27 protein-coding genes are annotated in these 23,790 nt (G+C 71.2%); 18 read left to right on the top strand and 9 right to left on the bottom strand.

Translation table 11 applies throughout. From position 1 onward, the window contains the following. The first annotated feature begins 33 nt into the window (after positions 1-33). Positions 34-1,158: a bifunctional DNA-binding transcriptional regulator/O6-methylguanine-DNA methyltransferase Ada gene (ada, locus tag ASG40_RS03780; protein ID WP_055880641.1), complete on the top strand. Its 1,125-nt coding sequence runs from the start codon at positions 34-36 to the stop codon at positions 1,156-1,158. On the opposite strand, the gene ASG40_RS03775 is transcribed toward ada, so the two are convergent. Together ASG40_RS03775 and ASG40_RS03770 are read right to left on the bottom strand one after the other, a co-directional pair. Then, a complete protein-coding gene (locus tag ASG40_RS03775; protein WP_055881292.1) occupies positions 1,136-1,705 on the bottom strand; it encodes a sigma-70 family RNA polymerase sigma factor in 570 nt (189 codons plus the stop codon). The two genes, ada and ASG40_RS03775, sit on opposite strands and share 23 nt — an antisense overlap. Further along, a complete protein-coding gene (locus ASG40_RS03770; RefSeq protein ID WP_082523869.1) occupies positions 1,705-2,004 on the bottom strand; it encodes a NepR family anti-sigma factor in 300 nt (99 codons plus the stop codon). The genes ASG40_RS03775 and ASG40_RS03770 overlap by 1 nt, the downstream gene beginning before the upstream one ends. Before the next feature lie 365 nt (positions 2,005-2,369). Between ASG40_RS03770 and ASG40_RS03765 the strand changes: the two genes are divergently transcribed. Further along, a complete protein-coding gene (locus tag ASG40_RS03765) occupies positions 2,370-4,028 on the top strand; it encodes an ABC transporter substrate-binding protein (protein ID WP_082523868.1) in 1,659 nt (552 codons plus the stop codon). 11 nt (positions 4,029-4,039) lie between these two features. Further along, positions 4,040-5,440, top strand: a complete 1,401-nt coding sequence (locus ASG40_RS03760; protein ID WP_055880635.1) for an amidase — start codon at positions 4,040-4,042, stop codon at positions 5,438-5,440. Between the two features lie 12 nt (positions 5,441-5,452). Here ASG40_RS03760 and ASG40_RS03755 read toward each other — a convergent pair whose 3' ends face one another. Beyond that, positions 5,453-5,899 (bottom strand): DMT family transporter, encoded by a 447-nt coding sequence (locus ASG40_RS03755; RefSeq protein WP_055880631.1) that lies wholly within the window; start codon positions 5,897-5,899, stop codon positions 5,453-5,455. A gap of 301 nt (positions 5,900-6,200) precedes the next feature. Here ASG40_RS03755 and ASG40_RS03750 point away from each other — a divergent pair, with 301 nt between their 5' ends. Next, positions 6,201-7,700: a hypothetical protein gene (locus ASG40_RS03750; RefSeq protein ID WP_244480512.1), complete on the top strand. Its 1,500-nt coding sequence runs from the start codon at positions 6,201-6,203 to the stop codon at positions 7,698-7,700. Between the two features lie 28 nt (positions 7,701-7,728). Here ASG40_RS03750 and ASG40_RS03745 read toward each other — a convergent pair whose 3' ends face one another. Beyond that, the gene (locus ASG40_RS03745; RefSeq protein WP_055880625.1) at positions 7,729-8,313 is read right to left on the bottom strand and encodes a phospholipase A2 family protein; all 585 of its coding nucleotides are present in this window, start codon (positions 8,311-8,313) and stop codon (positions 7,729-7,731) included. Positions 8,314-8,475: 162 nt separating this feature from the next. Here ASG40_RS03745 and ASG40_RS03740 point away from each other — a divergent pair, with 162 nt between their 5' ends. Then, positions 8,476-8,721, top strand: coding sequence for a hypothetical protein (locus ASG40_RS03740; RefSeq protein ID WP_055880621.1), 246 nt, complete (start codon positions 8,476-8,478; stop codon positions 8,719-8,721). A 120-nt stretch (positions 8,722-8,841) separates the two neighbouring features. Continuing rightward, positions 8,842-9,996 (top strand): aminotransferase class I/II-fold pyridoxal phosphate-dependent enzyme, encoded by a 1,155-nt coding sequence (locus tag ASG40_RS03735; RefSeq protein ID WP_055880617.1) that lies wholly within the window; start codon positions 8,842-8,844, stop codon positions 9,994-9,996. An 89-nt stretch (positions 9,997-10,085) separates the two neighbouring features. Here the strand turns inward: ASG40_RS03735 and ASG40_RS22480 are convergent, their stop codons facing one another. Further along, positions 10,086-10,442 (bottom strand): TonB family protein, encoded by a 357-nt coding sequence (locus ASG40_RS22480; RefSeq protein ID WP_082523867.1) that lies wholly within the window; start codon positions 10,440-10,442, stop codon positions 10,086-10,088. A 224-nt stretch (positions 10,443-10,666) separates the two neighbouring features. Between ASG40_RS22480 and ASG40_RS03730 the strand changes: the two genes are divergently transcribed. Then, entirely contained in the window at positions 10,667-11,347 is a 681-nt protein-coding gene (locus ASG40_RS03730) for an SDR family NAD(P)-dependent oxidoreductase (RefSeq protein WP_055880614.1), read from the top strand. A 21-nt stretch (positions 11,348-11,368) separates the two neighbouring features. Here the strand turns inward: ASG40_RS03730 and ASG40_RS03725 are convergent, their stop codons facing one another. Further along, positions 11,369-11,704, bottom strand: a complete 336-nt coding sequence (locus tag ASG40_RS03725) for a hypothetical protein (RefSeq protein ID WP_443136577.1) — start codon at positions 11,702-11,704, stop codon at positions 11,369-11,371. A 282-nt stretch (positions 11,705-11,986) separates the two neighbouring features. Between ASG40_RS03725 and ASG40_RS03720 the strand changes: the two genes are divergently transcribed. Continuing rightward, a complete protein-coding gene (locus tag ASG40_RS03720) occupies positions 11,987-12,880 on the top strand; it encodes a C40 family peptidase (protein ID WP_055880604.1) in 894 nt (297 codons plus the stop codon). A 95-nt stretch (positions 12,881-12,975) separates the two neighbouring features. Here ASG40_RS03720 and hemJ read toward each other — a convergent pair whose 3' ends face one another. Next, positions 12,976-13,422, bottom strand: a complete 447-nt coding sequence (hemJ, locus tag ASG40_RS03715; protein WP_055880602.1) for a protoporphyrinogen oxidase HemJ — start codon at positions 13,420-13,422, stop codon at positions 12,976-12,978. After that, positions 13,419-14,480, bottom strand: a complete 1,062-nt coding sequence (gene hemE, locus ASG40_RS03710) for a uroporphyrinogen decarboxylase (RefSeq protein WP_055880599.1) — start codon at positions 14,478-14,480, stop codon at positions 13,419-13,421. Before hemE ends, hemJ begins: the two co-directional genes overlap by 4 nt. A 530-nt stretch (positions 14,481-15,010) precedes the next feature. Between hemE and ASG40_RS03705 the strand changes: the two genes are divergently transcribed. From ASG40_RS03705 to ASG40_RS03660, 10 genes are all read left to right on the top strand, one after another. After that, complete coding sequence (locus tag ASG40_RS03705) at positions 15,011-15,841, top strand: pyruvate, water dikinase regulatory protein (RefSeq protein ID WP_055880596.1); 831 nt, start codon at positions 15,011-15,013, stop codon at positions 15,839-15,841. Positions 15,842-15,859: 18 nt separating this feature from the next. Beyond that, entirely contained in the window at positions 15,860-16,471 is a 612-nt protein-coding gene (locus ASG40_RS03700; protein WP_055880592.1) for a Maf family protein, read from the top strand. Between the two features lie 161 nt (positions 16,472-16,632). Then, on the top strand, positions 16,633-17,577 hold the full coding sequence (locus tag ASG40_RS03695; RefSeq protein WP_055880588.1) for a cation diffusion facilitator family transporter: 945 nt from the start codon (positions 16,633-16,635) through the stop codon (positions 17,575-17,577). Further along, positions 17,574-18,413: a shikimate dehydrogenase gene (locus tag ASG40_RS03690; RefSeq protein WP_055880585.1), complete on the top strand. Its 840-nt coding sequence runs from the start codon at positions 17,574-17,576 to the stop codon at positions 18,411-18,413. Before ASG40_RS03695 ends, ASG40_RS03690 begins: the two co-directional genes overlap by 4 nt. Beyond that, complete coding sequence (coaE, locus tag ASG40_RS03685) at positions 18,410-19,045, top strand: dephospho-CoA kinase (protein ID WP_055880580.1); 636 nt, start codon at positions 18,410-18,412, stop codon at positions 19,043-19,045. The genes ASG40_RS03690 and coaE overlap by 4 nt, the downstream gene beginning before the upstream one ends. A 357-nt stretch (positions 19,046-19,402) precedes the next feature. Next, positions 19,403-19,630, top strand: coding sequence for a type II toxin-antitoxin system HicB family antitoxin (locus tag ASG40_RS03680; RefSeq protein WP_055880576.1), 228 nt, complete (start codon positions 19,403-19,405; stop codon positions 19,628-19,630). A 48-nt stretch (positions 19,631-19,678) separates the two neighbouring features. Further along, a complete protein-coding gene (gene dnaQ, locus ASG40_RS03675; protein WP_055880572.1) occupies positions 19,679-20,401 on the top strand; it encodes a DNA polymerase III subunit epsilon in 723 nt (240 codons plus the stop codon). 84 nt (positions 20,402-20,485) lie between these two features. Beyond that, on the top strand, positions 20,486-20,923 hold the full coding sequence (locus tag ASG40_RS03670; RefSeq protein ID WP_055881284.1) for a hypothetical protein: 438 nt from the start codon (positions 20,486-20,488) through the stop codon (positions 20,921-20,923). A 78-nt stretch (positions 20,924-21,001) separates the two neighbouring features. Beyond that, a complete protein-coding gene (locus ASG40_RS03665; RefSeq protein ID WP_055880568.1) occupies positions 21,002-22,303 on the top strand; it encodes an extracellular catalytic domain type 1 short-chain-length polyhydroxyalkanoate depolymerase in 1,302 nt (433 codons plus the stop codon). A 124-nt stretch (positions 22,304-22,427) separates the two neighbouring features. Further along, on the top strand, positions 22,428-22,826 hold the full coding sequence (locus ASG40_RS03660; RefSeq protein ID WP_055880564.1) for a hypothetical protein: 399 nt from the start codon (positions 22,428-22,430) through the stop codon (positions 22,824-22,826). A 156-nt stretch (positions 22,827-22,982) separates the two neighbouring features. On the opposite strand, the gene ASG40_RS03655 is transcribed toward ASG40_RS03660, so the two are convergent. Beyond that, entirely contained in the window at positions 22,983-23,702 is a 720-nt protein-coding gene (locus tag ASG40_RS03655) for a GDSL-type esterase/lipase family protein (protein ID WP_055880561.1), read from the bottom strand. Positions 23,703-23,790: the final 88 nt, after the last annotated feature.

Below are 23,790 nucleotides of genomic sequence, written 5' to 3'. Positions count from 1 at the left end.
GGGTGCCCGACCGGCACGCCGGGAGGGCGGGCGATGACGGGGGCGCAGGATACGATAGGACAGGATACGGGGGCGCAGGATACGGCACGCTGGCAGGCGCTCCTGGCGCGCGACGCCGCCGCCGACGGGACGTTCGTCTACGGGGTTCGCAGCACCGGCGTCTTCTGCCGCCCGAGCTGTCCCGCCCGGCGGCCGCGCCGCGACCGCGTCAGCTTCCATGCGGATGCGGCCGAGGCGCGTGCGGCGGGGTTTCGCCCCTGCCTGCGCTGCCGGCCGGACGGCGAGAGCCTCACCGAGCGCCATGCCGTCGCGGTGACGCGGGCCTGCCGGCGGATCGAGGCCGCCGAGGAACCGCCCGACCTCGACGCCCTGGCGCGGGACGCCGGCATGAGCCGCTTCCACTTCCACCGGGTGTTCAAGGCCGCCACCGGCGTGACGCCGCGCGCCTACGGCGCCGCGGTGCGGGCCCGGCGGGTCGCGGGGGCGTTGCCCGGTGCCGGCACGATCACGCAGGCGGTCCATGCCGCCGGCTACGGCGCGGCCAGTGCCTTCTATGCCGAGGCGAAGGGGCGGCTGGGCATGGCGCCCTCGCGCTACCGCGGCGGCGGGGCCGGCACGCGCATCCGCTTCGCGCTCGGCGCCTGCAGCCTCGGGGCGATCCTGGTGGCGGCCACCGAGGCGGGGGTCTGCGCCGTCCTCCTCGGCGACGACCCCGACGTGCTCCTGCGCGATCTCCAGGACCGGTTCGGCCGGGCCGACCTCGTCGGGGGCGACCCGGCGTTCGAGACCCTGGTGGCGCGGGTGGTCGGCCTCGTGGAGGCCCCCGCCCTCGGGGCGGACCTGCCGCTCGACATCGGCGGCACCGCCTTCCAGCAGCGGGTATGGGCGGCCCTGCGCCGGATCCCGGCGGGCCGGACGGCCACCTATGCCGAGATCTCCGCTGCCATCGGGCAGCCGGGCGCCTCGCGCGCGGTGGGCACGGCCTGCGGCGCCAACGCCATCGCCGTGGCGATCCCCTGCCACCGGGTCGTGCGCGGCGACGGCACCCTGTCGGGCTACCGCTGGGGCATCGACCGCAAGCGCGCGCTTCTCGCCCGCGAGGGGGCGGTCGCGGAGGGTCCTGACCCGATGCGCATCATCCCATTGCCGCGCGGGTGACGCCGTCGGCGCCGATGTCGTCGCTGCCGGCCATGCCGAGATCCTGGATCAGGCGGCCGCGGGCGCGGCTGACCCGGCTCTTGACGGTGCCCACCGCCACCCCGCAGATCGCGGCGGCCTCCTCGTAGGTGAAGCTCTGGGCGCCCACCAGCACCAGCGCCTCGCGCTGGCTCAGGGGCAGGGCGTCCAGCGCGCTGTGGAACTCGCGCAGTTCGAGGCGGACCTCCTGCTCGGGCAGGCTCGTGAGGCGCGCGGCATGGACGCCGTCGGCATCCTCGACCTCGCGCTTGCGCTTGCGCTGCTCGGAATAGAACAGGTTGCGCAGGATGGTGAACAGCCAGGCGGTGAGGTTGGTGCCGCGCTGGAAGCTGTCCGCCTTGGTCCAGGCCCGCACGAGCGTGTCCTGCACGAGGTCGTCGCTGCGGTCGAGGTCGTAGGTGAGGGTGTAGGCGAACGCCCTCAAGGCCGGGATCGAGCCGATCAGCATGTCGCGCATCTCGGCATCGGCGCCGCTCGGGGTGCCGATCGGCTGGGGTGAGGCCACCATCATGACGTCTCCCGCGGGGTTACGATGCCGCTCGAGGCGGAGAGGTCGGCGAGCAGGGTCTCGAAGCGATCCGGCAACGGCTGGGTCAGGACGTCGGCATAGAGGAGCTTGAGGTTGCGCCCGATCCGATGCCGGGCCTCGGCGTCGATCGGTCCCTGGTCCCGCGCCGGCCGTGCGCCCTTGGGCACCAACCGGATCACCGTGGCGGTAGGGGGTGCCCCGTTCGGGGCATCGGTGGCGGTAGGGGGTGCCCCGTCCGGGGCATCGGCGGCCGATGGCGCGGCCTGATCCTGTATCATGGCTCTCGGGTCCTCGACGGTCGGAGCCCCGGGCCCGCCCGAAGGCGGGCGCCAAGGCGAAAATCGGGAGCGACCGTTCTCTTGAGCCTGCGCTAGTGAGGTGGCGTTTAATGCGTTCTGAAGAATGCATTCATTCTACCTTAAGGCGGGCCTCGTCGTTCCGGCCAAGCTCAAGTCCTTGAGGAAGCTTGAGAACGAGCTTGGCAGGAGCCCCGGCGACCCCTGTCGCGACCCTTGCCACCACCCTCGCCGTGCATACACGGCACCGCGTTTGCATTCTGCCGCGGGCACCCCGATGCGTGTCTGAGCCCGCGCGCGACCCGGCGTTCGGTGGCCTTCGACCCGGCCCATGGAGACCATGCCCGATGACGCTATCCCGGCTGCCGCGCGCGTCCCGCCGCCACGACGCCAGCCCGCGGTCCCGTCTCCCGCGCCGGCTCGCCGCCGCTGTGGCGGCAAGCGCCCTGATGGCGGCCGGGCCGGCGTGGGGGGAGGGCGTCTTGCGCATCGCCATGACGGCGGCCGACATCCCCACCACCACCGGCATGCCCAACAACGGCTTCGAGGGGATGCGCTTCCTCGGCTATCCGGTGTTCGAGAGCCTGGTGCTGTGGGATCTGACCCGCACCGACGGGCCGGCCGGCCTCAGGCCGGGCCTCGCCGAACGCTGGGAGCAATCGGCCACCGACAAGAAGACCTGGATCTTCCACCTGCGCCGGGGCGTCACCTTCCACGACGGCACGCCGTTCGACGCCGATGCGGTGATCTGGAACCTCGACCGCTTCTTCAAGGCCGACAGCCCGCAGTACGAACTGCAGGGCGCCGGCATCACCCGCGCCCGCGCCTCGCTCCTGGAGAGCTACGCCCGGATCGACGACCACACCGTCTCGATCACCTCTTCGGTGGTGGCCTCCTACTTCCCGTTCATGACCGCCTACGTGCTGTTCACCTCGCCGGCCTCCTACGAGAAAGCGGGCCGGGACTGGGCCAAGGTGGCGATGCTGCCGGCAGCCGGCACCGGGCCGTTCCGGATCACGCGGGTGGCGCCGCGCGAATCGGTCGTGCTTGCCCGCAACGACGGCTATTGGGACAGGGAGCGGGTGGCCAAGGTCGACACGATCCGGCTCTCGCCGATCCCCGAGGCCAACGCCCGCATCGCGGCCCTGCGCGCCGGCCAGGTCGATTGGATCGAGGCCCCGGCGCCCGACGGCATCGCCTCGCTCAAACAGGCCGGCTTCACCATCACCACCGGCTCCTACCCGCACGTATGGCCGTGGTTCTACAACATCGGCGCGGCCGCCAGCCCGCTGAAGGACGTGCGGGTGCGCCAGGCCCTCAACTACTGCATCGACCGCGAGGGCATGACGAACTTCCTCGGCGGCACCGCCGAGCCCGCGGTGGGCTGGCTCAAGGCGAGCGACCCGAACTTCGGCGCGCCCGCCAACCGCTACCGCTTCGACCCGGACAAGGGCAGGGCGCTGCTGGCCGCCGCCGGCTACGGCGTGGGCAAACCTCTCGCCTTCAAGGTGATGATCTCCACCTCCGGTTCGGGGCAGATGCAGCCCCTGCCGATGAACGAATTTTTGCAGGAGAACCTCAGCCAAGCCTGCGGCGTCGCGGTGAGCTTCATCGTCTCGGAATGGCAGGTGCTGTTCTCGTCGCTGCGGTCGAGCCCCGATGCGCCCTCGCTCCAGGGCGCCATGGCGCTCAACGTCAGCTCGCCCTCGTCGGACCCCTCGGTGATGGCGCGCTACTTCTCGTCCGCCAACATCCCCCCCAAGGGCTTCAACTTCGAGCATTGGGCCGACGCGGCCTTCGACGCCGCCCTCAAGACCCTGTCGGAATCCGCCGACCCCGCCGAGATCGCCACCGCGACGCGGGCCGCCCACGAGCGCCTCGTCGACGATCCGCCCTGGCTGTTCGTGGTCCACGACCTCAACCCGCGGGCGATGTCGCCCAAGGTGAAAGGCTTCGTCTCGCCGCAATCCTGGTTCGTGGACCTCACCCGCGTCAGCGTCCAGTAGGAACACCGCTCATGAGCGAGACCGTCACCGATCCGAGCCTGTTGCCGGCCCACGTCCTGGCCGACCGCATCGCGTCGAAAAAACTCTCCCCGGTGGAGGCGGTCGAGGCGATGCTCGGTCGCATCGCTCGGCTCGATCCGCGCCTGAGGGCCTTCGTCGAGGTCTATGGGGCCGATGCGCGGCTGGCCGCGGAAGGGGCCGACCGGGCGATCCGTTCGGGCCATGCGGTCGGGCCGCTGCACGGCGTGCCGGTGGCGCTGAAAGACCTCGTCGACGTCGAGGGGCGCATCACCACCGGCGGCTCGCTCGCCTTCCCCGACCGGCGCGCCACGTCGACGGCCACCATCGTGCGCCGGATGATCGGCCAGGGCATGATCGTGCTGGGCAAGACCCACACCGTCGAGTTCGCCTTCGGCGGCTGGGGCACCAACGCCCGCATGGGCACGCCCTGGAACCCGTGGGACCTGACGCGGGCGCGCACGCCGGGCGGATCGAGCAGCGGCTCGGCCGTGGCGGTGGCCGCGCGCATGGCACCCTGGGCGATCGGCACCGACACCGGCGGCTCGATCCGGATGCCGGCCTCGTTCTGCGGGCTGACCGGGCTCAAGGTCACCACCGGGCGCATCAGCGCGGCCGGGATCGTGCCACTCAGCGCCACCCTCGACACGCCGGGGCCGATGGCCCGCAGCGTCGCCGATGTCGCCCTGCTCTACGACGTGCTGCAGGGGCCGGACCCGCGCGATCCCAACACCCGCGGCATCCTGCCGGCCGATCCGATGGCGAGCCTGCACCGGGGCGTGCGCGGCCTGCGGCTGGGCCGGATGCCGGCCTCGGAGCGCATCGGCGTCACGGCCGAGATGCTGGCGGCCTACGACCGCTCCCTCGACACCCTCGCCGATCTCGGCGCCGAGATCGTCGAGGTCGCGCTCCCCTTCCGCCTCGCCGACCTGATGAGCGCCTCCACCATCCATCTGGCGGAGGCGCATTTCGTGAACGGGCGGCTCGCCGAGGACCCCGACAGCCCCCTCGACCCGGCGGTGCGCAAGCGCATCCTCGGCGGGGCCGGCATCTCGGCCCACGACTACCTCCTCGCCCGCCAGACCCAGGCCGCCATGAAGCGCCAGATGGCGACCGCGATGGCCGACCTCGACGCCGTGCTGACCCCGACCACGGAGGAGCCGGCGGTGCCGCTCGACGGCCTCGACCAGGACAGGATGCCCTCGCGCTTCACCCGCTTCGGCAACCTCCTCGAACTCTGCGCCCTGGCGCTGCCCAACGGCGCCACCCCGGCCGGGCTGCCGCTCTCGCTCCAGATCGTGTGCAAGCCCTACGACGAGGCCATGGCCCTGCGCATCGGCCAGGCGCTGCAGGCGGCCACCGACTGGCACCTGCGGATGCCGCCGGGATTGTGAAGCGGACGTCGTCTACCGGCGGATCAGCACGACGCCGCCGATGAGCAGCGCCCCGCCGAGGAGGCGGGAGAGGTCCACCGGCCGTTGCGGCACGCCGAGCAGGCCGACGTGGTCGACGGCCATGGCGGCGAACATCTGGCCGGCGACCAGTAGCGCCATGAAGGTCGCGGCCCCGAGCACCGGCACGAGCTGGATGCCGAGGCCGACGAAGATCGCGCCGAACAGCCCCCCGCTCCAGGCCCACCACGGGATGCGCGCCGCCACGCTCGCCGACGGAACCGGATCACGCAGCGCGACGGCCAGGAGCGCCATGCATCCGAGCCCGACGAGATAGCTCACGACGCCCGACCACGCCGCCGAGGTCAGGGCGGTGCGCAGGTTGGTGTTCAAGGCCTGCTGCACGACGATGCTGGCACCCGCCAGTACCGCGAGCGCCGAGGGGACGAGGATGTGGAGCATCGGCCGGTGGACCCCGTTGGGCGACGCCGCGTCGCCGAGGGTCTTTGACAACCACCCGGCCGCCGGGCCGTCAAATGCCCGCAGCCGCCGAAACCCGAAGAACCGGATCTTAAGCGCGCGGCCTCAGCCTGACCGTACCGGCCGTCTCGCGACCGGGAAGGCCGCCGCCAGGGCGTGACGCTCTCCCGGGACGAGTACAGCCTCACCTGTTTCCCGTGAAACACCCGATGCACCGGTAGAGACGCGCTCCGCCCCGATGGTCAACGACCCACCTTTTTTCGTCCCCCCGACGCGGTTGCGCGTGGCGACCTTCGCGGTGCTGTTCGTCCTGGCGCTCCTGCCGGTCCTGACGACGACGATCCCGGCGATGGTCGACTATCCCAACCACCTCGCCCGCATGGTGGTCCTCGTGACCGACGGCACCCCGGCCGCCAACCCGGCCTATGCGGTGACCTGGGCGTTCTCGCCCAACCTCGCCATGGACCTCGCGGTGCCGCAGCTGGCCCGGTCAATGAGCGTGGAGGCGGCGACCCGGCTGTTCCTGCTGCTGAGCCAGATCCTCACCGTCACCGGCGCCTGCGCCGTCGAAGGCGCGGTCAAGCGCCGGTTCGAGGCGAGCGGGTTCTTCGCCGTCATGATGCTCACCAGCGTCCCCTTCGCCTGGGGCTTCGTGAACTTCCAGTTCGGGCTCGGGATCGCCCTGTGGGGCATCGCGGGCTGGCTCGTGCTGCAGGACCGGCCCTGGCCGCTGCGGCTCGTCCTCCACGCCCTCGTCGTGGCGGTGCTGTTTGGCGCGCATCTGTTCGCGCTCGGGCTCTACGGCGTCACGCTCGGCCTGCACGAAGCCTGGCGGGCGGCGACCCGGCGCCCGCCCCTGCGCGAGACGGGTCTCCGGTTCGCGGGCCTCGCCGCCCCGGCCGTCGTCCTTCTCGGGCTGATGCTGGCCTTCGGCGGCCAGGTCGGGTCGCAGGGCACGGTCTGGAACGCCGCCTGGAAGCTGCGCGCCTTCGTCGTCACCCTCAACGGCTACCACATGGGGCTCTCGCTCGCCGGCACCACGGTGCTGGCGGTGCTCGGCTATCTCCTCGCCAAGCACCGGGCGGTGCGCGTCCTGCAATCGGGCCTGTGGCTCACGGCCGGGCTGGCGCTGCTGTTCGTCGCCCTGCCGACGACGCTGTTCGACACCGCCTTCGTCGACCTGCGGGTGGTGGTCGCCGCCGCCCTGATCGTGCCGGGCTTCCTCGCGTTCACGCCGCCGAGCGAACGCTTCGCCCGGATCGCCACGGGCGCCGTCCTCTGCGTCATCCTGGTCAACCTCGCCACCGCGCTGGTGGTGGCGCAGGGCTACCGCACCGAATACGCGGCGCTGGTCGCCTCGTTCGGGCAGATCGACCGGGGTGCGCGCGTCCTCGTCGGCCACAGCGGGGAGGGGGCCGACCCACCGCTCTCAAGCTTGAGCGAATACCCGATCTACAACGCGCCGACCCTGGCGGTGGCCTATGCGCAGGCCTTCGTGCCGACGCTGTTCACGGCCGCGGGCAAGCAGCCGATCACGGTGCGCGAGCCCTATCGGCGCCTCGCCGTGCCCTACGGCGGCCCCGCGCCCATCGCGGTGCTGGCCGCCATCGCCAACGGCGGCCCCGCCCTCGACCAGCCCGCCTTCGTCCGGAACTGGCCCGCCGATTTCACCTATCTCTACCTCGTCGGCCCGGTGGTCCCGAATCCGCTGCCGCGGCTCCTGATGCCGCTGGCGGCGGGCTCGCGCTTCACGCTCTACCGGATCACCAAGCCGGCCCGGTAGGGTTGCCGGCCCGGTAGAGTTGCCGGCATCAGGGCGTGCGGCACGCCATGGCGGCGGCCGCCTCGATCACGCTGAGGGCACGGCGCCGGACCTCCAGGGAGGCTCGCGGGCTGTCGGAGACGGCGCTCGCCTCGCGCTTGAGGGCCGCATCGCAGGCGCAGGACCTGTATCCGCTGGTGTCGTAGCAGGTGTCGTGGCGCATGCAGGCCTCGTCGAGGGCGTCGGTGGGCGGCAATCCCTCGCCGCGCTGACCCGTCCCGCAGTAGTTCCCGTGGAACAATTCCTTGCCGGCCAGGACCCTGCCGAGGTCGCCGCGCGGCGGGGCCGGCGCCTCGGTGTCGCCTCCCGGGTTGAGGTCGTTGGCGGGGCCGCCCGCCTTGGATGCCGAGCCGCGCAACACCTTCGGGATGCCGGAGCGTTCGTCGGGCTCGTTCAGGGCCTGGCCGGCGCGGGCGTTCGGGTCGGCGAGATCCGGCAGCGGCGGCGGTGGGCCCGGGCGCGGCTCGTCCACCTCCGACGTCGCGGGCGTCTCCTCGGCGGCGACCTGTGCCGAAACGGCCTGCGAGCCGGCCACGAGCAACAGCCCGACCAGCGCGAGGAGATATGGTCTCATCGAGTCCCCCAAGAATGCGGAGCCAGCAACACCGAGCCCGGCGATTCCGTTCCGGACCGGCACGGCCACGCCCCCGGCGCAAGGCGAAAGGCGCGTGCAACGGTTCCGGCGTCCCTGACGTTCTCGTCAGCCCGGACAGGCCGGGCGTCTTGGGAGCACATCATGCTGGTACGTTTTGGGCTGGGCGTCGTTCTGGCCGCGATGGCCGGGGGTGCCGCGTTGGCCGCTCCCATGTCGGCCGAGGACAAGGCCGTGCTGCAACAGCAGTGCGCCGGCGACTTCACGCAGTTCTGCGCCGGTCTGCCGCCCGAGGACGGTCCCGAGACACAGGCCTGCTTCGAAAAGAACATGTCCAAGCTGTCCCCGGGCTGCCAGACCGCCATCCAGGCCTACAAGAAGAAGGGCTGAGATCGTGCGGCGCACGACCTCCGCGCGCCGCACATCGACGGTCGGCAGGATCGCGGTCCTGCCGACCACACGTCCTGCATTCCCTTGACATCCGGGTGTCCGCATCGCTTCCACGGGCGCATGCACGGGTCCATCTCCAGCCTCGACGCCTTTGCGGGTGCGCAGCTCGCCCGCCTGGAGGAGACCGCCCTGCGCCGGCGCCTCGTCCCGACCGCGCGCGGGGCCGCTGCCATGGCCGAGCGCGGGGGCCGCGCCCTGGTCTCGTTCTCTTGCAACGACTACCTCGGGCTCTCCGACGACCCGCGGGTGATCGCGGCGGCGCAAGCCGCGACCGCCCGCTACGGGGCCGGGGCGGGGGCCTCGCGCCTCGTCACCGGCAGCCACCCGCTACTGCCTGCCCTCGAGGAGCGGCTGGCCGCCCACAAGGGCACGCAGGCCGCCCTGGTGTTCGGCAGCGGCTACCTGGCCAACCTCGGCATCGTCACCGGGCTCGCCGGGCCGCGCGACCTCGTCCTCGTCGATGCCCTCGCACACTCCTGCCTCTGGGCCGGGGCCCGGCTCTCGGGTGCGCAGGTGGTCCGTTTCGCTCACAACGACACGGCCGATCTCGCCGCGGCCCTGGAGCGCCATCGCGCCCGGCATCGCCACGCCCTGATCCTCACCGAGCGGGTGTTCAGCATGGACGGCGACCGCGGTCCGGTCGCCGACATCCTGTCGGTGGCGGAGCGCCACGACGCCTGGACGGTGGTGGACGATGCCCACGGCCTCGGGGTGATCGGCCCCGATGCGCGCGCACCGCTGGAAATGGGCACCCTGTCGAAGGCGCTCGGGTCCTACGGCGGCTATCTGTGCGCGTCCCGCGCCGTCGTCGACCTGCTCACGAGCCGGGCGGCCAGCTTCGTCTACACCACCGGCCTGCCGCCGGCCTCGGCGGCGGCGGCGCTGGCCGCACTGGCCATCCTCGAGGCCGAGCCCGAACGGGCCGCCCTGCCGTTGACCCTCGCCCGCCGCCTCACCGCCGCCCTCGGGCTGCCGGAGGCGCAAAGCCCGATCGTGCCGATCCACGTCGGAGAGGCGGCATCGGCCCTGGCGCTCTCGGCGGCCCTGGAAGAGCGCGGCTTCCTGGTGGTGGCGATCCGCCCGCCGACCGTCCCGGCGGGCACCGCGCGGCTGCGGGTGGCGCTCTCGGCGGCCCATACCGAGGCGCAGGTCGACGCGCTGGCCGAGGCCATCGCCACGCTGCGAGCCCGGTCGGGGGCCAGCGTCTCGGTTTGAAATCTGGCGCCGCTCAAGCGTTGGCTGTCGGCCCTTAGCGGCCACGCAGGAGTGCGAGCCGTTCAAAGCATAATTTCATCGGCATGATTTCATCGGAATGTAATCGGCAGTGTTGCTTTCAATGTCGATGTGTTGGGCGGCAGAGGAGGCAACGGCAGCGGTCTCGCGGATCGGACAGCACGAATGACTGCATCGTCCAGATCCGCCGAACCACTGCCTTTCACTACCACGATGTCGCTGACGTTACCTGCGCGGTTCACCACGAACTGAACGATCGTCGTCGGTGGGCCGGTTGGTCGCCTGTAAACGGAAGGCAGCCGGATTTGCTGGGCAATGTCCCGACTTGCTTGCGTCGCCCACTCCCCAATGCCTTCGGACTGCGCTTGTCCAGGCCCCAGCAAAAGGGCAGTTAGACACGAGATGATTGGATAATGGCGCCATGGCATAGATGAGCTTACTTACTCATCCTGAGTTTGAGAAGGTCTGCTTCCATCCTCAGCGGGCGGCGAGCCAATATCAAACGACGACCCGGTCGGGACGGACCCCGACGCGCGAAAAAGACCGGTGTGCCAGCGCACCTCCTCGGCGTTGCCCGAAGGCGGCGGCCGCCCGACTTCACGGGGCGCAGACACCCGTCACCGCACCCTGAGCGACAGCGAGGATCCTCCCCATGGCACAGCGCAACGCCCTCATCGTCGGAGCCTCGCGTGGCCTCGGCCTCGGCCTCGTCGAGACCTTCCTGGCACGCGGCTGGTCGGTCACCGCCACGCAGCGGTCGCCCTCGCCCGGTCTCGCCGCGATCGCGTCCGACGCGCTCGACCTCGAGACGGCCGACATCGACGACGACGCGGCGGTGGCCGCGCTGCACGACCGCCTCGGTGGGCGCCGCTTCGACCTGGTGTTCGTGGTGGCGGGTGTGGCGACCCAGGCGCACGACCCGCTGCACCTGGTGCCGCGCGAGGTCGCGGCCGCCGTCTATCTCACCAATGCCGTCAGCCCGATCCGCTTCGCCGAAGCGTTCCGCGACCGGCTGGCGCCGGGCGGGCTTGTCGCCGTCATGAGCTCGGTGCTCGGCAGCGTCGGCCTCAACGACAGCGGCGGCTGGGAAAACTACCGCGCCAGCAAGGCGGCCCTGAACACCCTGGCGCGCAGCTTCGAAATCCGCCACCGCGACGAGGGTTTCGGCGTGGCGTTGATCCATCCGGGCTGGGTCCGCACCGAGATGGGCGGGGCGGACGCCGACATCGACGTGGAGACGAGCGTCAAAGGGGTGGCCGACGTGATCGAGGGACGCCTCGGCCAGACCGGCTGCGTCTACCTCGACTACACGGGCAAGACGCTGGACTGGTGAGGGCCGCCCGGGTTCGCGGTGCTACCGCCGCCCGTCGATGGGGGGGCGGCCACGGCGCTCGACGATCACCGGCGGGCGGGTGCGCCGCTCCACGATGACGGTGCGGGGCGGCCGGTTCGGGGTGCCGGTGCTGAGGATGCGCTCCGGCTGCCGCTCGGGCCGCGCCTTGGCCGCCTCCAGCACGTGGGGGCGAACCTCGTCGAGGGGCAGGCCGATCAGCCCGGCGGCGATCTCCACCTGCTGCTCGACGTCGTCGGCGAGGTCGCGGGCGGCGGCCACGGCCTCGGGAATCGTCGGCGGCTCGCGGCGGACGCGGATCGGCGGCAGATCCTGGAAGGATTTCGGAATCTTCTTCACAGCACGGCTCGCGATCGTCATCCCATGAGGATATACGCCAGACCGTCCGCTTTGTGCATTGCACCAAACGCGGCCCGCCCCGCGCGGCGAGCGAGGCTCGAGCGGGTTTTTCGCCCCGATGACCGGATTTCGACCACGGCTCCGGGCCCATCGCCATACCAAAGGGCAATCTGGGCCCCGATGATGAGCGATGAGGCAGAAGTCTGCGTCGTCATGCCGCGAGAGTCGCCGCACCGGCGGTCGACTTGCGATGGGCCGGTCGCCGCCCGATAGTCTCGCGCGATGACCGTCGATCGCTTCGCCACCACCGACCGCCGCCTGTTGCCGGCGCGCCCCGACCTCGCCGACCATCGCCTGCGCGGCCGGATCACCGCGACGCGCTACGTCGAAGGCGAGCCGCGCCGGGTGCTCGCCGGCTCGGCCCCCCTCTGCCGCGGCCCCGGCCGCGACGCGGGCCTCGATACCGAGGCGCAGCGGGGCGAGCCGGTGACCCTCTACGAGGATTGGGAGGGATTCTCCTTCGTGCAGCTCGGCAGCGACGGCTACGTCGGCTACCTGCCGAGCGCGGCGCTGGGCCCGGTCGACCCCACGCCCACCCACCGCGTCACGGCGCTGCGCACCTTCGTCTATCCCGCGCCGGACCTGAAGCAGCCGGTGCTGGCCCATCTCGGGCTCGGCGCCACCCTCGCGCTCGACGAGAGCGAGGGCGCCTATCGCCGGATCGTTGGGGGCATCGCGGCGGACGGCCGGCTCATCCACGACGCCTTCGTGTTCGCGGCCCATTGCGCCCCCCTCGAGGAGACGGCGGCCGACATCGCCGGGAGCGCCGAGCGGCTGATCGGGACGCCTTACCTGTGGGGCGGCCGCACCAGCCTGGGCCTCGACTGCTCAGGCCTGGTGCAGTTGTGCTGCTCGCTCGCCGGCCTGTCCGTTCCCCGCGACGCCGACCAGCAGGAGGCGGCCCTGGGCGAGGCGCTGCCCCTCGACCCGTCCGGCCTGCGGCGGGGCGACCTCGTGTTCTGGCGCGGCCACGTCGGGATCATGCTCGACCCGGCCACCATCATTCACGCCAACGGCCATCACATGGCGGTGGCGGCCGAACCCCTCGACACGGCGATGACGCGCATCCGCGAGACGAGCTACGGCGCGGTGACGTCCCTGCGACGGCCGGGCTGAGGGCCGCGATCGCGGGGGAGCGATACCGCCGTCGTCCGTGCTGCGGCGATGCGCTTTCCCGCGAGGGACGGGCCGTCAGGCAAAAATCCGCCCGCTCACCAGAGACCGGGCTTCACGATCACCAGCACCACCACGACGATCATCAGGAGCGTCGGCACCTCGTTGATGACGCGGTAGAACTTGTGGCCGCGCCGGTTCCGGTCGGCGGCGAAGTCCTTGACCATGCGGGCGAGCCAGCCGTGGATGCCGCTCATCGCCAGCACCAGGGCGAGTTTGGCCTGCATCCAGCCCTCGGCCCAATAGCCGCTCTGCCAGACCAGGACCAGGCCGAAGGCCCAGGTGGCGATCATGGCCGGCGTCATGATCGCCTTGAGGAGCCGGCGCTCCATCACCTTGAACGTCTCGGACTGCCCCGCCGACCCGGGACCGGGCGGCAGCGAGGCGTGGTAGACGAACAGGCGCGGCAGGTAGAGCAGCGCCGCCATCCAGGCGATCATCGCGACGACGTGGCCGGCCTTGATCCAGAGGTAGAGGTCGCTCATCGGCGAAGGCGCGCCAGCATCCGCTCGACGTGAGCGATCGGCGTCTGCGGCGTGATGCCGTGGCCGAGGTTGAAGATGTGGGGCCTGCCCTTCACCGCCTCACGCACCGCGTCGACGGCCGCGTCCAGCGCCTCGCCGCCCTCGATCAGCACGTCGGGGTGGACGTTGCCCTGCGTGACCGTGGTGTCGGGGATGCGGGCACGCAATTCGGCGAGATCCACCGACCAGTCGACGCCCACCGCATCGGCGCCGGTCTCGGGCACCACGCGGGCGTGGCCCTCGAGGCCCGAGCCGCGGGCGAACACGATGATCCTGGCGCCCGGCACCCGGGCGCGCACGCCGGCGACCATCCGGGCGATGGGATCGAACGACCATTGCTTGAGGGCGTCGCCCTGCGTCTCCGGCAGCGTGCCGGCGTGCGACTCGAAGATCTGCACGGCGTCGACGCCGGCCTCGAACTGGCGCACGAGGTATTCGATCTGCACGTCGACCAGGCGGTCGATCAGCGCCTTCACCAGTTCGGGCTCGCGGCGGGCGAGGTCGCGCGAAGGGGCGAGATCCGGCGTGCCGCGCCCGCCGATCATGTAGCTCGCCACCGTCCAGGGCGCGCCGCAGAACCCGAGCAGGGTGGTCTCGAAGGGCAGTTCGGCCCGCAGCCGCCGCACCGCCTCGAACACCGGCGCGAGGTGGGTGAAGATCGCCGGGTCGTCGGCCTGGCGCAGGCGGTCGAATTCGGCCCGGCCCTCCAGCGGATCGAGGCGCGGGCCTTCGCCCTCCACGAACCGCACCCTCTGGCCCAGCGCGTCGGGGATTACGAGGATGTCGGAGAACAGGATCGAGGCCTCGAAGCCGAACCGGCGGATCGGCTGCAGGGTCACTTCCACCGCGTAGTCGGGGGTGTAGCAGAGGTCGAGGAACGACCCGGCCCTGGCACGAACCTCGCGGTACTCCGGCAGGTAGCGCCCGGCCTGTCGCATCACCCAGGCCGGAGGCGGAAACACGGCTTCTCCGGACAGGACACGCAGGACCGCGCGGTCCTCTCGGCGAAGCTGGCTCATCGGGTCTCCTCGAAACGGGGTGTCGGCGTCGGTGTCGTGTGTAGCATCACCGATCGGGGTCTTGGCCAGAGCGAAAACGCCGGCGCCGCCCCGATCGTGGAATCGCCTCGGATCGTTCCACACAGGGCCCCCTTAAAGAGAGAAAGAAAGACTCTTGAGGACTCTGTTTTTTCAGTTGGAGACTGGATGACGGGAGCGGAAATCCATCCACAGGCGATCCCTGGGGCGACGGCGTTAACCGGGCTTTAACGGATCGTGAGCAATCTGAGCATTCGATCAGCAGAGTCAGGCGCTTGCCGCCTCGACCCTCCCCGACGACCGTACGCCGTCCCGGATTCTCCCAAAACCGGTCCCGGCACGAGTCGGTTGCGACACGCTGTTGATCCAGGAGTCGACGATCGTGCAGGCGAGATCCCTGGACGGTCCCGTTGAGCCGGCTTATCCACACTCGTCGACTCCTCCCGCGCGACGCGGTGGATGACGCCCCGACCGGCCGCCGTCCCGATCGCGCCGAAGGACCTCTGCGCCCGATGAGCCGAAGCTACTTCCATCTCCATCTCGTGTCGGATTCCACCGGCGAGACCCTCATCAACGTCGGCCGGGCGGCGGCCGCGCAATACGAGGGCATCTCGGCCATCGAGCACGTCTATCCGCTCGTCCGCTCGGGGCCGCAGCTGGAGCGGGTGATCTCGGAGATCGAGGCCGCACCCGGCCTCGTGCTCTACACCCTCGTCGGCCACGACCTCACCCAGCGCCTGGAGGCGGCCTGCCGCGAGACCGGCTCGCCCTGCCTGTCGGTGCTGCAGCCGGTGCACGCCCTGCTGCAGTCCTACCTCGGGGCCGAGACGACGGCCCGGCCGGGCGCCCAGCACATGCTGAACGCCGAGTATTTCAAGCGCATCGACGCCATGAACTTCACCCTGGCGCACGACGACGGCAACCTGCCCCTCGACCTCGACGAGGCCGACGTCATCCTGATCGGGGTGAGCCGCACCTCGAAGACGCCCACCGCGATCTATCTGGCCAACCGCGGCCTCAAGACCGCGAACTTCCCCCTGGTGCCCAACATGCCGGTGCCCGAATCCCTTGAGACCGCCCGCAAGCCCCTGATGGTCGGCCTGCTCGCCAGCCCCGAGCGCATCGTGCACATCCGCCAGAACCGGCTCCTCAGCCTCAAGGCCGACGATTCCTCGCTCTACGTCGACCGCAGCGCGGTCGCCGACGAGGTCGCCGCCTGCCGCCGGCTGTGCGCCAAGCACCGCTGGCCGACCATCGACGTCACCCGCCGCTCGATCGAGGAGACGGCCGCCGCCATCCTCGACCTGCACCGCGAACACCGCCTCAAGTTCATCGCCAGCTGAGCGACGGCAGGCCATTCCATGACCAGCCTCTGGACCCGGTCCGACCCGCTGCTCCTGGCCTCCGCCAGCCCGACCCGGCGCCTGCTGCTGGAAGGCGCCGGGCTCACCGTCGAGGCCTGCGCGGCCGATGTCGACGAGCGGGGACTGGAGGCCGCCGGTCACGACGGCCCGGCCGCCCTCGCCCTGGTGCTCGCCCAGGCCAAGGCCCGCGCGGTCGCGCAGCGGTTTCCCGGCCGCCTCGTGGTCGGCGCCGACCAGGTCCTGTCTTGCGACGGCGCGCTCCTGCACAAGCCGGCCGACCTCGCCCAGGCCCGCGAACAGATCGCGATGCTCTCGGGCCGGACCCACAGCCTGCACGCGGCCGTGGCCATCGCCGAAGGGGGCGAGGTGGTGGACGGCTTCGTCGAGGAGGCGCGGCTGACCCTGCGCCGCCTCGATGCGGAGCAGATCGCGCGCTACGTCGCGCTGGCCGGGCTCGCGCGGGTGACCGCCAGCGTCGGCGGCTACCAGCTCGAGGGCCTGGGCATCCACCTGTTCGAGAGGATCGAGGGCGACCACAGCACGATCCTGGGGTTGCCGCTGCTGCCGTTGTTGAAGCGGTTGCGGGAGCGGGGATGCCTGGCGTTCTGACACGGGCGCGTGGACGGACCGCAGTCGACGGTCCTCATGGCTCGTCAGGGCGGATCGCGGGTTCGCCTTTCCCGGCACGCGGGGAGAGGGAATGCGCACCTCTCGATCCCACAGAGCGGTCAGGGTATCGAACCCTCCACACAAGACGATAAGGGCGCTCCGTGGCCGATCACGCGCACGACCATCACCACGGTCATCAAGGCCATGATCATCACGGCCATCATCACGCTCCGGCCTCGTTCGGGCGGGCCTTCGCCATCGGCATCGTCCTCAACACGGTGTTCGTGGTGGTGGAGGCCGGCTACGGCGTCGCCAGCCAGTCGATGTCGCTGGTGGCCGATGCCGGGCACAACCTCTCCGACGTGCTCGCCCTCGTCGTCGCCTGGGTCGCCTCGCGACTGGTGACGCGGCCGGCGAGCGCCCGCTTCACCTACGGGCTGCGCGGGTCGTCGATCCTGGCGGCGCTGTTCAACGCGGTCTTCCTCCTGCTCGCCACCGGGATGATCATCTGGGAGGCGGCCTCGCGCCTCGTCGATCCCACCCCCGTGGCCGGCGGCACCGTGATGGCGGTGGCCGGCGTCGGCATCCTCGTCAACGGCGTCACCGCCTGGCTGTTCGCCTCCGGGCGCAAGGGCGACATCAACATCCGCGGCGCCTACCTCCACATGCTCGCCGACACCGCCGTCTCGGCCGGCGTCGTGGTCGCCGGCCTCGTCATCCTGGTCACCGGGTTCGACTGGGTCGACCCGCTGGTGAGCCTCGTCATCGCCGCCCTGATCGTGTGGAGTTCCTGGGGCCTCCTGCGCGACAGCACCGTCATGGCGCTCTCGGCGGTGCCGCAGAACCTCGACCCCGCGGCCATCGCCGCCTTCCTCACCGCGCGGCCGGGGGTGAGCACCCTGCACGACCTCCACGTCTGGCCGGTGAGCACCACCGAGACGGCGCTGACCGCCCATCTGGTAATGGCGGCCGGACACCCCGGCAACGGCTTCCTGGTCGAGACGGCCGAGGCCCTGCGCCACCGCTTCGGCATCGCCCACACCACGCTCCAGATCGAGGATCCCGGCGGCCCCGCCTGCCCCCTCGCGCAAGGCTGCCGCCCATGATCCGCGCCTTCGTCGTCGGCCACCCCATCGCCCATTCGCGTTCGCCGCTGATCCACGGCCATTGGCTCGCCGCGTTCGGGATCGACGGGCGCTACGAGCGGATCGACGTGGCGCCCTCGGCGTTTCCCGCCTTCCTGCGCGACCTGCGCGAGCAGGGGCTGGCCGGCGGCAACGTCACCATCCCCCACAAGGAGGCCGCCTTCGCCCTCGTCGACGTCCTGACCCCGCGGGCCGCCCGCATCGGCGCGGTCAACACCCTGTTCTTTTCCGAGGACGGCCGGCTCACCGGCGACAACACCGACGCACCGGGCTTCATCGCCCACCTCGACCAGAGCCTGGGCCGCGACTGGCCGAGCCGCGGCGACGGCTCGGCCGTCGTGCTCGGGGCGGGGGGAGCGGCGCGGGCCATCGTGGTCGGTCTCCTCGAACGCGGCATCGCCCGGGTATCGGTGGCCAACCGCACGCCCGACCGGGCGCTCGGCCTCGTCGCCCTCGACCCCGCCCGCGTCCGCGCCATCGCCTGGGACGAACTCCCCGCCGCGCTCGCGCCCGCCGGGCTCCTCGTCAACACGACCTCGCTCGGCATGGCCGGCCATCCGCCCCTCGTCCTCGACGTGGCGGCGTTGGGCCCGGAGGCGGCGGTGGCCGACATCGTCTACGCCCCCCTCGAGACGCCGCTGCTGGCCGCCGCCCGCGCCCGCGGGCTCGATGCCGTCGACGGGCTCGGCATGCTGCTGCACCAGGCGGTGCCGGGGTTCGCCCGCTGGTTCGGCCCCACCCCTTCGGTGACGCCGGCCCTGCGCGAGCGCATCCTGGCCGACCTCGCCCCGTCATGACCGGGCGCGCGCAGACGGTCCTCGGCCTCACCGGGTCGATCGGCATGGGCAAGTCGGCGACGGCGGCGATGTTCGCCAAGCGCGGCGTGCCCGTTCACGATTCCGACGCGGCCGTCCATGCCCTCTACGGGCCGGGAGGAGGGGCCGGGCCGGCCATCGCCGCGATCGCACCGGATGCGGTCGGCGCGGACGGCGCCGTCGACCGCAAGGCCCTGCGCGCGGCGGTGCTCGGCGATCCCGCCCGCATGGCCGCTCTGGAAGCGATCGTCCATCCCCTCGTCCAGGCCGAGAGCCGGGCCTTCCTGGCCCGCCACGCCGACGCGCCCCTCGTCGTCCTCGACATCCCCCTCCTCTACGAGAGCGGTGCCGAGCGCCGCTGCGACGCCGTCCTCGTCGTCACCGCCGATCCGGAGGTGCAGCGCGCGCGCGTCCTGGCGCGTCCCGGCATGGACGAGGCGACCTTCGCCGCGATTCTGGCGAGGCAGATGACCGACGCGGACAAGCGCGCCCGGGCGGATTTCGTCATCGATACCGGTCTCGGCTTCCCTCATGCCGAGGCCGAGGTGGCGGCTATCATCGACCGTTTGACGGCAAGCGATGGAGGTCCGTGGACGACTGTCGGAGGGTTATGAGAGGAGAAGTCCAGTGTATCTTAACCAAAACGTAACCTGAATCACATAGTGTCCAGAATGGGAAAAAGTTAAGTAGAATCGGTTATGGATCGCTCCGGGTTTTATGGAGTGGTTCGGCATGTCCAAACGCTTGGAAGCGATGAGGTCGAATCCGAAGGCGGGTTGGGCAATCACCGACGTCGAAGCGGTGTGTGCCGAGTTCGGGATCGTGTGTCGGCCACCGCGAGGCGGCGGCTCGCACTACCGGGTCGGTCATCCCTCACAGAGCGAAAAGTTGACCGTACCGGCGAAGCGCCCCATCAAGGCACCCTATATCCGCGACCTCGTACGGTTCATCGACATCGTCAGAGCCGCGTCATGAATGACCTCGCCTATCCGATCGTGATCACACCGCTCACCGCCGACGATGGTGGTGGCTTCGCCGCGACCGTCCCCGACCTCCCGGGTTGCATGTCGGATGGCGAGACGCCCGAGGAAGCGCTCGTCAACGTGCGGGATGCGATCGAAGCCTGGATCGACATGGCGCGCGAACTCGGGCACGCCATCCCCGCACCGTCTCACCTGCCCGCGCGCGCAGTGGGTTAACGCATCGGCCCTAGTGTTGCGTGCCACCACGGCTGCGGACAAGACACCATGCTGCGCGAGATCGTCCTCGACACCGAAACCACCGGCACCGATGCCAAGGGCGGCGACCGGCTGATCGAGATCGGCTGCGTCGAACTCGTCAACCACATCCAGACCGGGGTGAATTTCCACCGCTACTGCAACCCGCAGCGGCCGGTCTCGCAGGGGGCGTTCGCCGTCCACGGCCTCTCGGACGCCTTTCTGGCCGACAAGCCGCTGTTCGCCGACATCGTCGCGGACCTCGTCGCGTTCTGCGGCGATTCCCCCCTCGTCATCCACAACGCCCCCTTCGACGTGGGCTTCCTCAATGCCGAGTTCGCACGGCTGGCCGCCGCCGCCCCGCCGCCGATCGTCCTTGAGTCGGTGGTCGACACCCTGCAGCTGGCGCGGCGCAAGCACCCCGGCGCGGCCAACAACCTTGATGCTCTGTGCGTCCGCTACGGCATCGACACCGCCCGGCGCACCAAGCACGGGGCGCTCCTCGACGCGCAGATCCTCGCCGAAGTCTACATGGAGCTGCTCGGCGGCAAGCAGACCACCCTCGGGCTGACCGCGCTCACCGCCTCGCAGGACCCCGGCCTCGCCCCGGGCGACGAGGTCGGCGCCGCCGCGCCGCGCCGTGCCCGCAGCCGCATCACCCCCGCCGAACGGGAGGCGCACGCCGCCTTCTGCGCCACCCTGGGCGGAACCCCGGTCTGGTCCGACTACCGTAGCGCCACCGACGCGGTGTGATGCTGCGTTGCACGATCGTGCATATTGCAATGCATCATCGCACGCCCATATACCATCCAACAGGATGGCGTGAGGATGGTGGTGATGCTGCAGATCGAGGACCCGCCGGTGGCTCCGGGCAAGGCCCCCGCGCGCTCCGGCGACAGCGAGAAGATCACGATCAACCTCGGTTTCGTCGATCTCGGCCATATCGACCTCCTCGTCTCCGAGGGGGTCTATGCCAACCGCACCGACTTCATCCGCACCGCCATCCGTAACCAGACCGAACGCCATGCCGAGGTGACCCGCCAGGCGGTGGCCCGCAACCGGGTGGAGCTGGGGCTGCGCCACTTCACCCGCGCCGACCTCGAAGACGCCCGCGCCAGGGGCGAGACCCTGCACATCCGGGTGCTGGGCCTCGCCAGCATCGCCTACGACGTGAGCCCCGACCTCGCCCGGGCCACCATCGCTTCCCTCGACGTCCTGGGCAGCCTGCACGCCAGCCCCGCCGTCAAGGCGGCCCTGAGCGACCGCCTGCGCTGATCCAGCCGATACTCCTTTGTCCCGATAGCGCCACGCGTCTCCGCAGGGAGACCGGACGTTCTTGAAAGCGATTCCCCCATGTCCGAGTCGTCGAACGGAATCCAGGCCCGCATCGCCGAAATGATGGAGGCCACCCGCATGACCGGGGCAGGGCGCCTGCACGAGGCGACCGCGCTGATCCAGCGGGCCCTGACCGGCGCCGCGCCGACCTCCTCCCAGCCGAACCCGTCCCAGCCGAAGGCGATCGAACCCAGGACCATCGACCTGACGGCCGAACCGGTCGAGCCGCGTCCCGCGTCCTCCTCCAAGACCACGTCCGCGTCCTCGTCCACCTCGCAGGCGCCCGAGGCGCCGCAGGCGGCGGCGTTCAACCGGGCCGGCTTCCAGGGCCCGGTGCTGCCGGAGCGGGTGCGCGAGGTCGTCAGCACCGTGGTCGGCGGGCTCGGGCGCAACGTCGCGCCGTTGTTCAAGGGGCTGGTGCCGGGGGCGGCGGTGGCACCGCGGGTGGCCGGGGCCGGCACCTTCTCCGAACATGCCTTCGAGAACGCCGCCGGCGCCCGTTCCTACAAGCTCTACGTTCCGAGCAACCTCGCGGCCCGGCCGCCGCTGGTGGTGATGCTGCACGGCTGCTCGCAGTCGCCCGACGACTTCGCCGCCGGCACCGGCATGAACGAGCTCGCCGAGGAACTCGGGTTCCTGGTGGTTTATCCAGGCCAGTCCGGCCGGGCCAACGGCCAGAAGTGCTGGAACTGGTTCGAGCCGCGCGACCAGGGCCGCGACGGCGGCGAGGCCGGCATCATCGCCGGCATCACCAGGGCGGTCACCGCCGCGCACGGGGCCGATCCCGCCCGCGTCTACATCGCCGGGCTCTCGGCCGGTGCGGCGGCGGCGGCCAACGTCGCCCATGCCTATCCCGACCTCTATGCCGGGGTCGGCGTCCATTCGGGGCTGGCGGCGGGCTGCGCCCGCGACCTCTCCTCCGCCCTGATGGCCATGAACATGGGCGCCCCGGGCGCCAATCCGCCCAATGGCTTCGGGGCACCGGCGGCGGGCATCCGCATCCCCACCATCGTCGTCCACGGCGAGGGCGATGGCACCGTCAGCCCCCGCAACGGCGACCAGGTCCTGGCCCAGGCCGGCATCGCCCGGCTCGAAGCGCTGGAGACGCCCGCTCCTCAGGCCAGCCCCGGCGGCCTCGCCTATACCCGCACCCGCTATGCCGACGCCGACGGCCGCGTGCTGGTGGAGAACTGGGTGGTCAAGGGCCTCGGCCACGCCTGGTCGGGAGGGCGTGCGGGGGCGAGCTACACCGACCCGCGTGGACCCGACGCATCGCGCGCCATGCTCACCTTCTTCCTCTCGCACAGCCTCGGGCACTGACGGGGCAAGCGGTCGGTGCTTCGATGTGGTCCCTTGGCCGCAGCGGCGGACCGACCTATGTGGCGGTCTCCGAAGCGGGACGTTCGAGCAGCCCGCGCGGGACGATTGAGGAAACCACCACGCCATGTCGACATCCCCGCTCCCCCTGCGCCTCGTCCTGGGGCTCGCCCTCGCGGCCGCACCGACGTTTGCGAGCGCGCAGATCCGCAACGCGCCCAACCCGCGCGCCCTGGAGTTCGCCGCCTACATTTTCTCGGCGGCCAACGTCTGCGGCTACCGCATCGGCGTCGAGCAGTTCGACGCCCTGCTCCAGAAGCAGAACGTCGACCCCAAGGACGTCGCCCCGCGCGGCCCCTTCGGCGCCAAGGTCCAGACCATGTTCGCGCTGATGTCCAACCAGATGCAGCTCAACCGCGAGCGCTCCTGCCTCGCGGTGGCCGGCGAGTACGGCCCGGAGGGCACCGTCGCCAAGGACGTGCTCCTGCCCGCCGCTGCGCCGGCCGAGCCGAAGCCGGCGCAGTAGGGTCGGGCTTTTCGGCCGTCGCACCTGGCGCGAGGCGGGTGTCGCGTCACCTTTCTCCCGCGGACGCTGCCCTTCCACCCGACACCTCGGGATGAGGGCAGGGTGTGGGAGGAGCCGACAGCGTTCGGAGATGCGCGAGCGCGAACCCGCCTGTCCTCACGGCGCTCCCGCCGCCTCCAACCTCAGGCGGACCGCAGCGCCGAGCACCGCGTATCCCTCCGGGGTCAGATGGACCATGTCGGGCGCGAAGGTCGGGCAGTGGTCGTCGGCGCAGCGCAGGGCGGTGTCGTCCACCATCACGGCGTTGCCCCGCCTCGTCAGGAGGTTCTCGAGTTCGCGGTTGAAACCGATGCGGTCGGCATCGCGAAAGGCGGATTTCTTGCCCCTGGGCAGGATGCCCACCACCACCAGCCTCGGCTTGCGCCACAGGGCGTCGATCCGCTCGACGATCTGCCGGACCCCCTCCCGGATCGCGCAGACCTTGTCGAGATAGCCGAGGTTGTTGGTGCCGATCATCAGAAACACGGTGCGCGGCGACAGCGTCGCGTAGCGCGCGTCCTGCAGGCGCCACAGGACGTTCTGGGTGCGGTCGCTGCCGACGCCGAGGTTCAGGACCTTCGCACCGAAGGTCTCGGCCACCGATGCGGCGGGCCATAGCTGGGTCAGGCTGTCGCCGAGCAGGACGACATCGCCGTCCTGCGCTTCGCCAACCGTGACGCCGACCGCCCGGGCGCGTCGATAGGCGGTGGCGCTCTGGGGCGGCACCGGGATCGTCGCCACCGCGATGTCGGCCTCGTCGCAGGCCGCGTCCTGCGCCTGGGCCGGAGACAGGAGACACAGCGCCACCAGGGCGCCGACGTGGATCGCTCGGATCATCCGTTCCTCCGCCCGTGCCCGGCCCGGGCGGCCCGCCGCCTTACCGTCGCCGCCCGCCCGCCCGCAAGCGCAACGGCGCCATTCGCGT

It is taken from the genome of Methylobacterium sp. Leaf399, assembly GCF_001424525.1.
In the GTDB taxonomy this organism is placed as follows: domain Bacteria; phylum Pseudomonadota; class Alphaproteobacteria; order Rhizobiales; family Beijerinckiaceae; genus Methylobacterium.
The sequence above is the reverse complement of the archived record's forward strand: the minus strand, read 5'-3'. Positions and strand labels throughout refer to the sequence as shown.

Bases quoted from the DNA above. Each gene is read 5' to 3' on its own strand.
- ASG40_RS03745 (WP_055880625.1), bottom strand. From the start codon at position 8,313: ATGAGACCATATCTCCTCGCGCTGGTCGGGCTGTTGCTCGTGGCCGGC.
- ASG40_RS03735 (WP_055880617.1), top strand. From the start codon at position 8,842: ATGCACGGGTCCATCTCCAGCCTCGACGCCTTTGCGGGTGCGCAGCTC.
- hemJ (WP_055880602.1), bottom strand. From the start codon at position 13,422: ATGAGCGACCTCTACCTCTGGATCAAGGCCGGCCACGTCGTCGCGATG.
- ASG40_RS03770 (WP_082523869.1), bottom strand. From the start codon at position 2,004: ATGATACAGGATCAGGCCGCGCCATCGGCCGCCGATGCCCCGGACGGG.
- ASG40_RS22480 (WP_082523867.1), bottom strand. From the start codon at position 10,442: ATGCCATGGCGCCATTATCCAATCATCTCGTGTCTAACTGCCCTTTTG.
- ASG40_RS03660 (WP_055880564.1), top strand. From the start codon at position 22,428: ATGTCGACATCCCCGCTCCCCCTGCGCCTCGTCCTGGGGCTCGCCCTC.
- coaE (WP_055880580.1), top strand. From the start codon at position 18,410: ATGACCGGGCGCGCGCAGACGGTCCTCGGCCTCACCGGGTCGATCGGC.
- ASG40_RS03765 (WP_082523868.1), top strand. From the start codon at position 2,370: ATGACGCTATCCCGGCTGCCGCGCGCGTCCCGCCGCCACGACGCCAGC.
- ASG40_RS03730 (WP_055880614.1), top strand. From the start codon at position 10,667: ATGGCACAGCGCAACGCCCTCATCGTCGGAGCCTCGCGTGGCCTCGGC.
- ASG40_RS03655 (WP_055880561.1), bottom strand. From the start codon at position 23,702: ATGATCCGAGCGATCCACGTCGGCGCCCTGGTGGCGCTGTGTCTCCTG.
- ASG40_RS03740 (WP_055880621.1), top strand. From the start codon at position 8,476: ATGCTGGTACGTTTTGGGCTGGGCGTCGTTCTGGCCGCGATGGCCGGG.
- dnaQ (WP_055880572.1), top strand. From the start codon at position 19,679: ATGCTGCGCGAGATCGTCCTCGACACCGAAACCACCGGCACCGATGCC.
- ASG40_RS03775 (WP_055881292.1), bottom strand. From the start codon at position 1,705: ATGGTGGCCTCACCCCAGCCGATCGGCACCCCGAGCGGCGCCGATGCC.
- ASG40_RS03700 (WP_055880592.1), top strand. From the start codon at position 15,860: ATGACCAGCCTCTGGACCCGGTCCGACCCGCTGCTCCTGGCCTCCGCC.
- ada (WP_055880641.1), top strand. From the start codon at position 34: ATGACGGGGGCGCAGGATACGATAGGACAGGATACGGGGGCGCAGGAT.
- ASG40_RS03705 (WP_055880596.1), top strand. From the start codon at position 15,011: ATGAGCCGAAGCTACTTCCATCTCCATCTCGTGTCGGATTCCACCGGC.
- ASG40_RS03760 (WP_055880635.1), top strand. From the start codon at position 4,040: ATGAGCGAGACCGTCACCGATCCGAGCCTGTTGCCGGCCCACGTCCTG.
- ASG40_RS03690 (WP_055880585.1), top strand. From the start codon at position 17,574: ATGATCCGCGCCTTCGTCGTCGGCCACCCCATCGCCCATTCGCGTTCG.
- hemE (WP_055880599.1), bottom strand. From the start codon at position 14,480: ATGAGCCAGCTTCGCCGAGAGGACCGCGCGGTCCTGCGTGTCCTGTCC.
- ASG40_RS03665 (WP_055880568.1), top strand. From the start codon at position 21,002: ATGTCCGAGTCGTCGAACGGAATCCAGGCCCGCATCGCCGAAATGATG.
- ASG40_RS03680 (WP_055880576.1), top strand. From the start codon at position 19,403: ATGAATGACCTCGCCTATCCGATCGTGATCACACCGCTCACCGCCGAC.
- ASG40_RS03755 (WP_055880631.1), bottom strand. From the start codon at position 5,899: ATGCTCCACATCCTCGTCCCCTCGGCGCTCGCGGTACTGGCGGGTGCC.
- ASG40_RS03670 (WP_055881284.1), top strand. From the start codon at position 20,486: ATGCTGCAGATCGAGGACCCGCCGGTGGCTCCGGGCAAGGCCCCCGCG.
- ASG40_RS03720 (WP_055880604.1), top strand. From the start codon at position 11,987: ATGACCGTCGATCGCTTCGCCACCACCGACCGCCGCCTGTTGCCGGCG.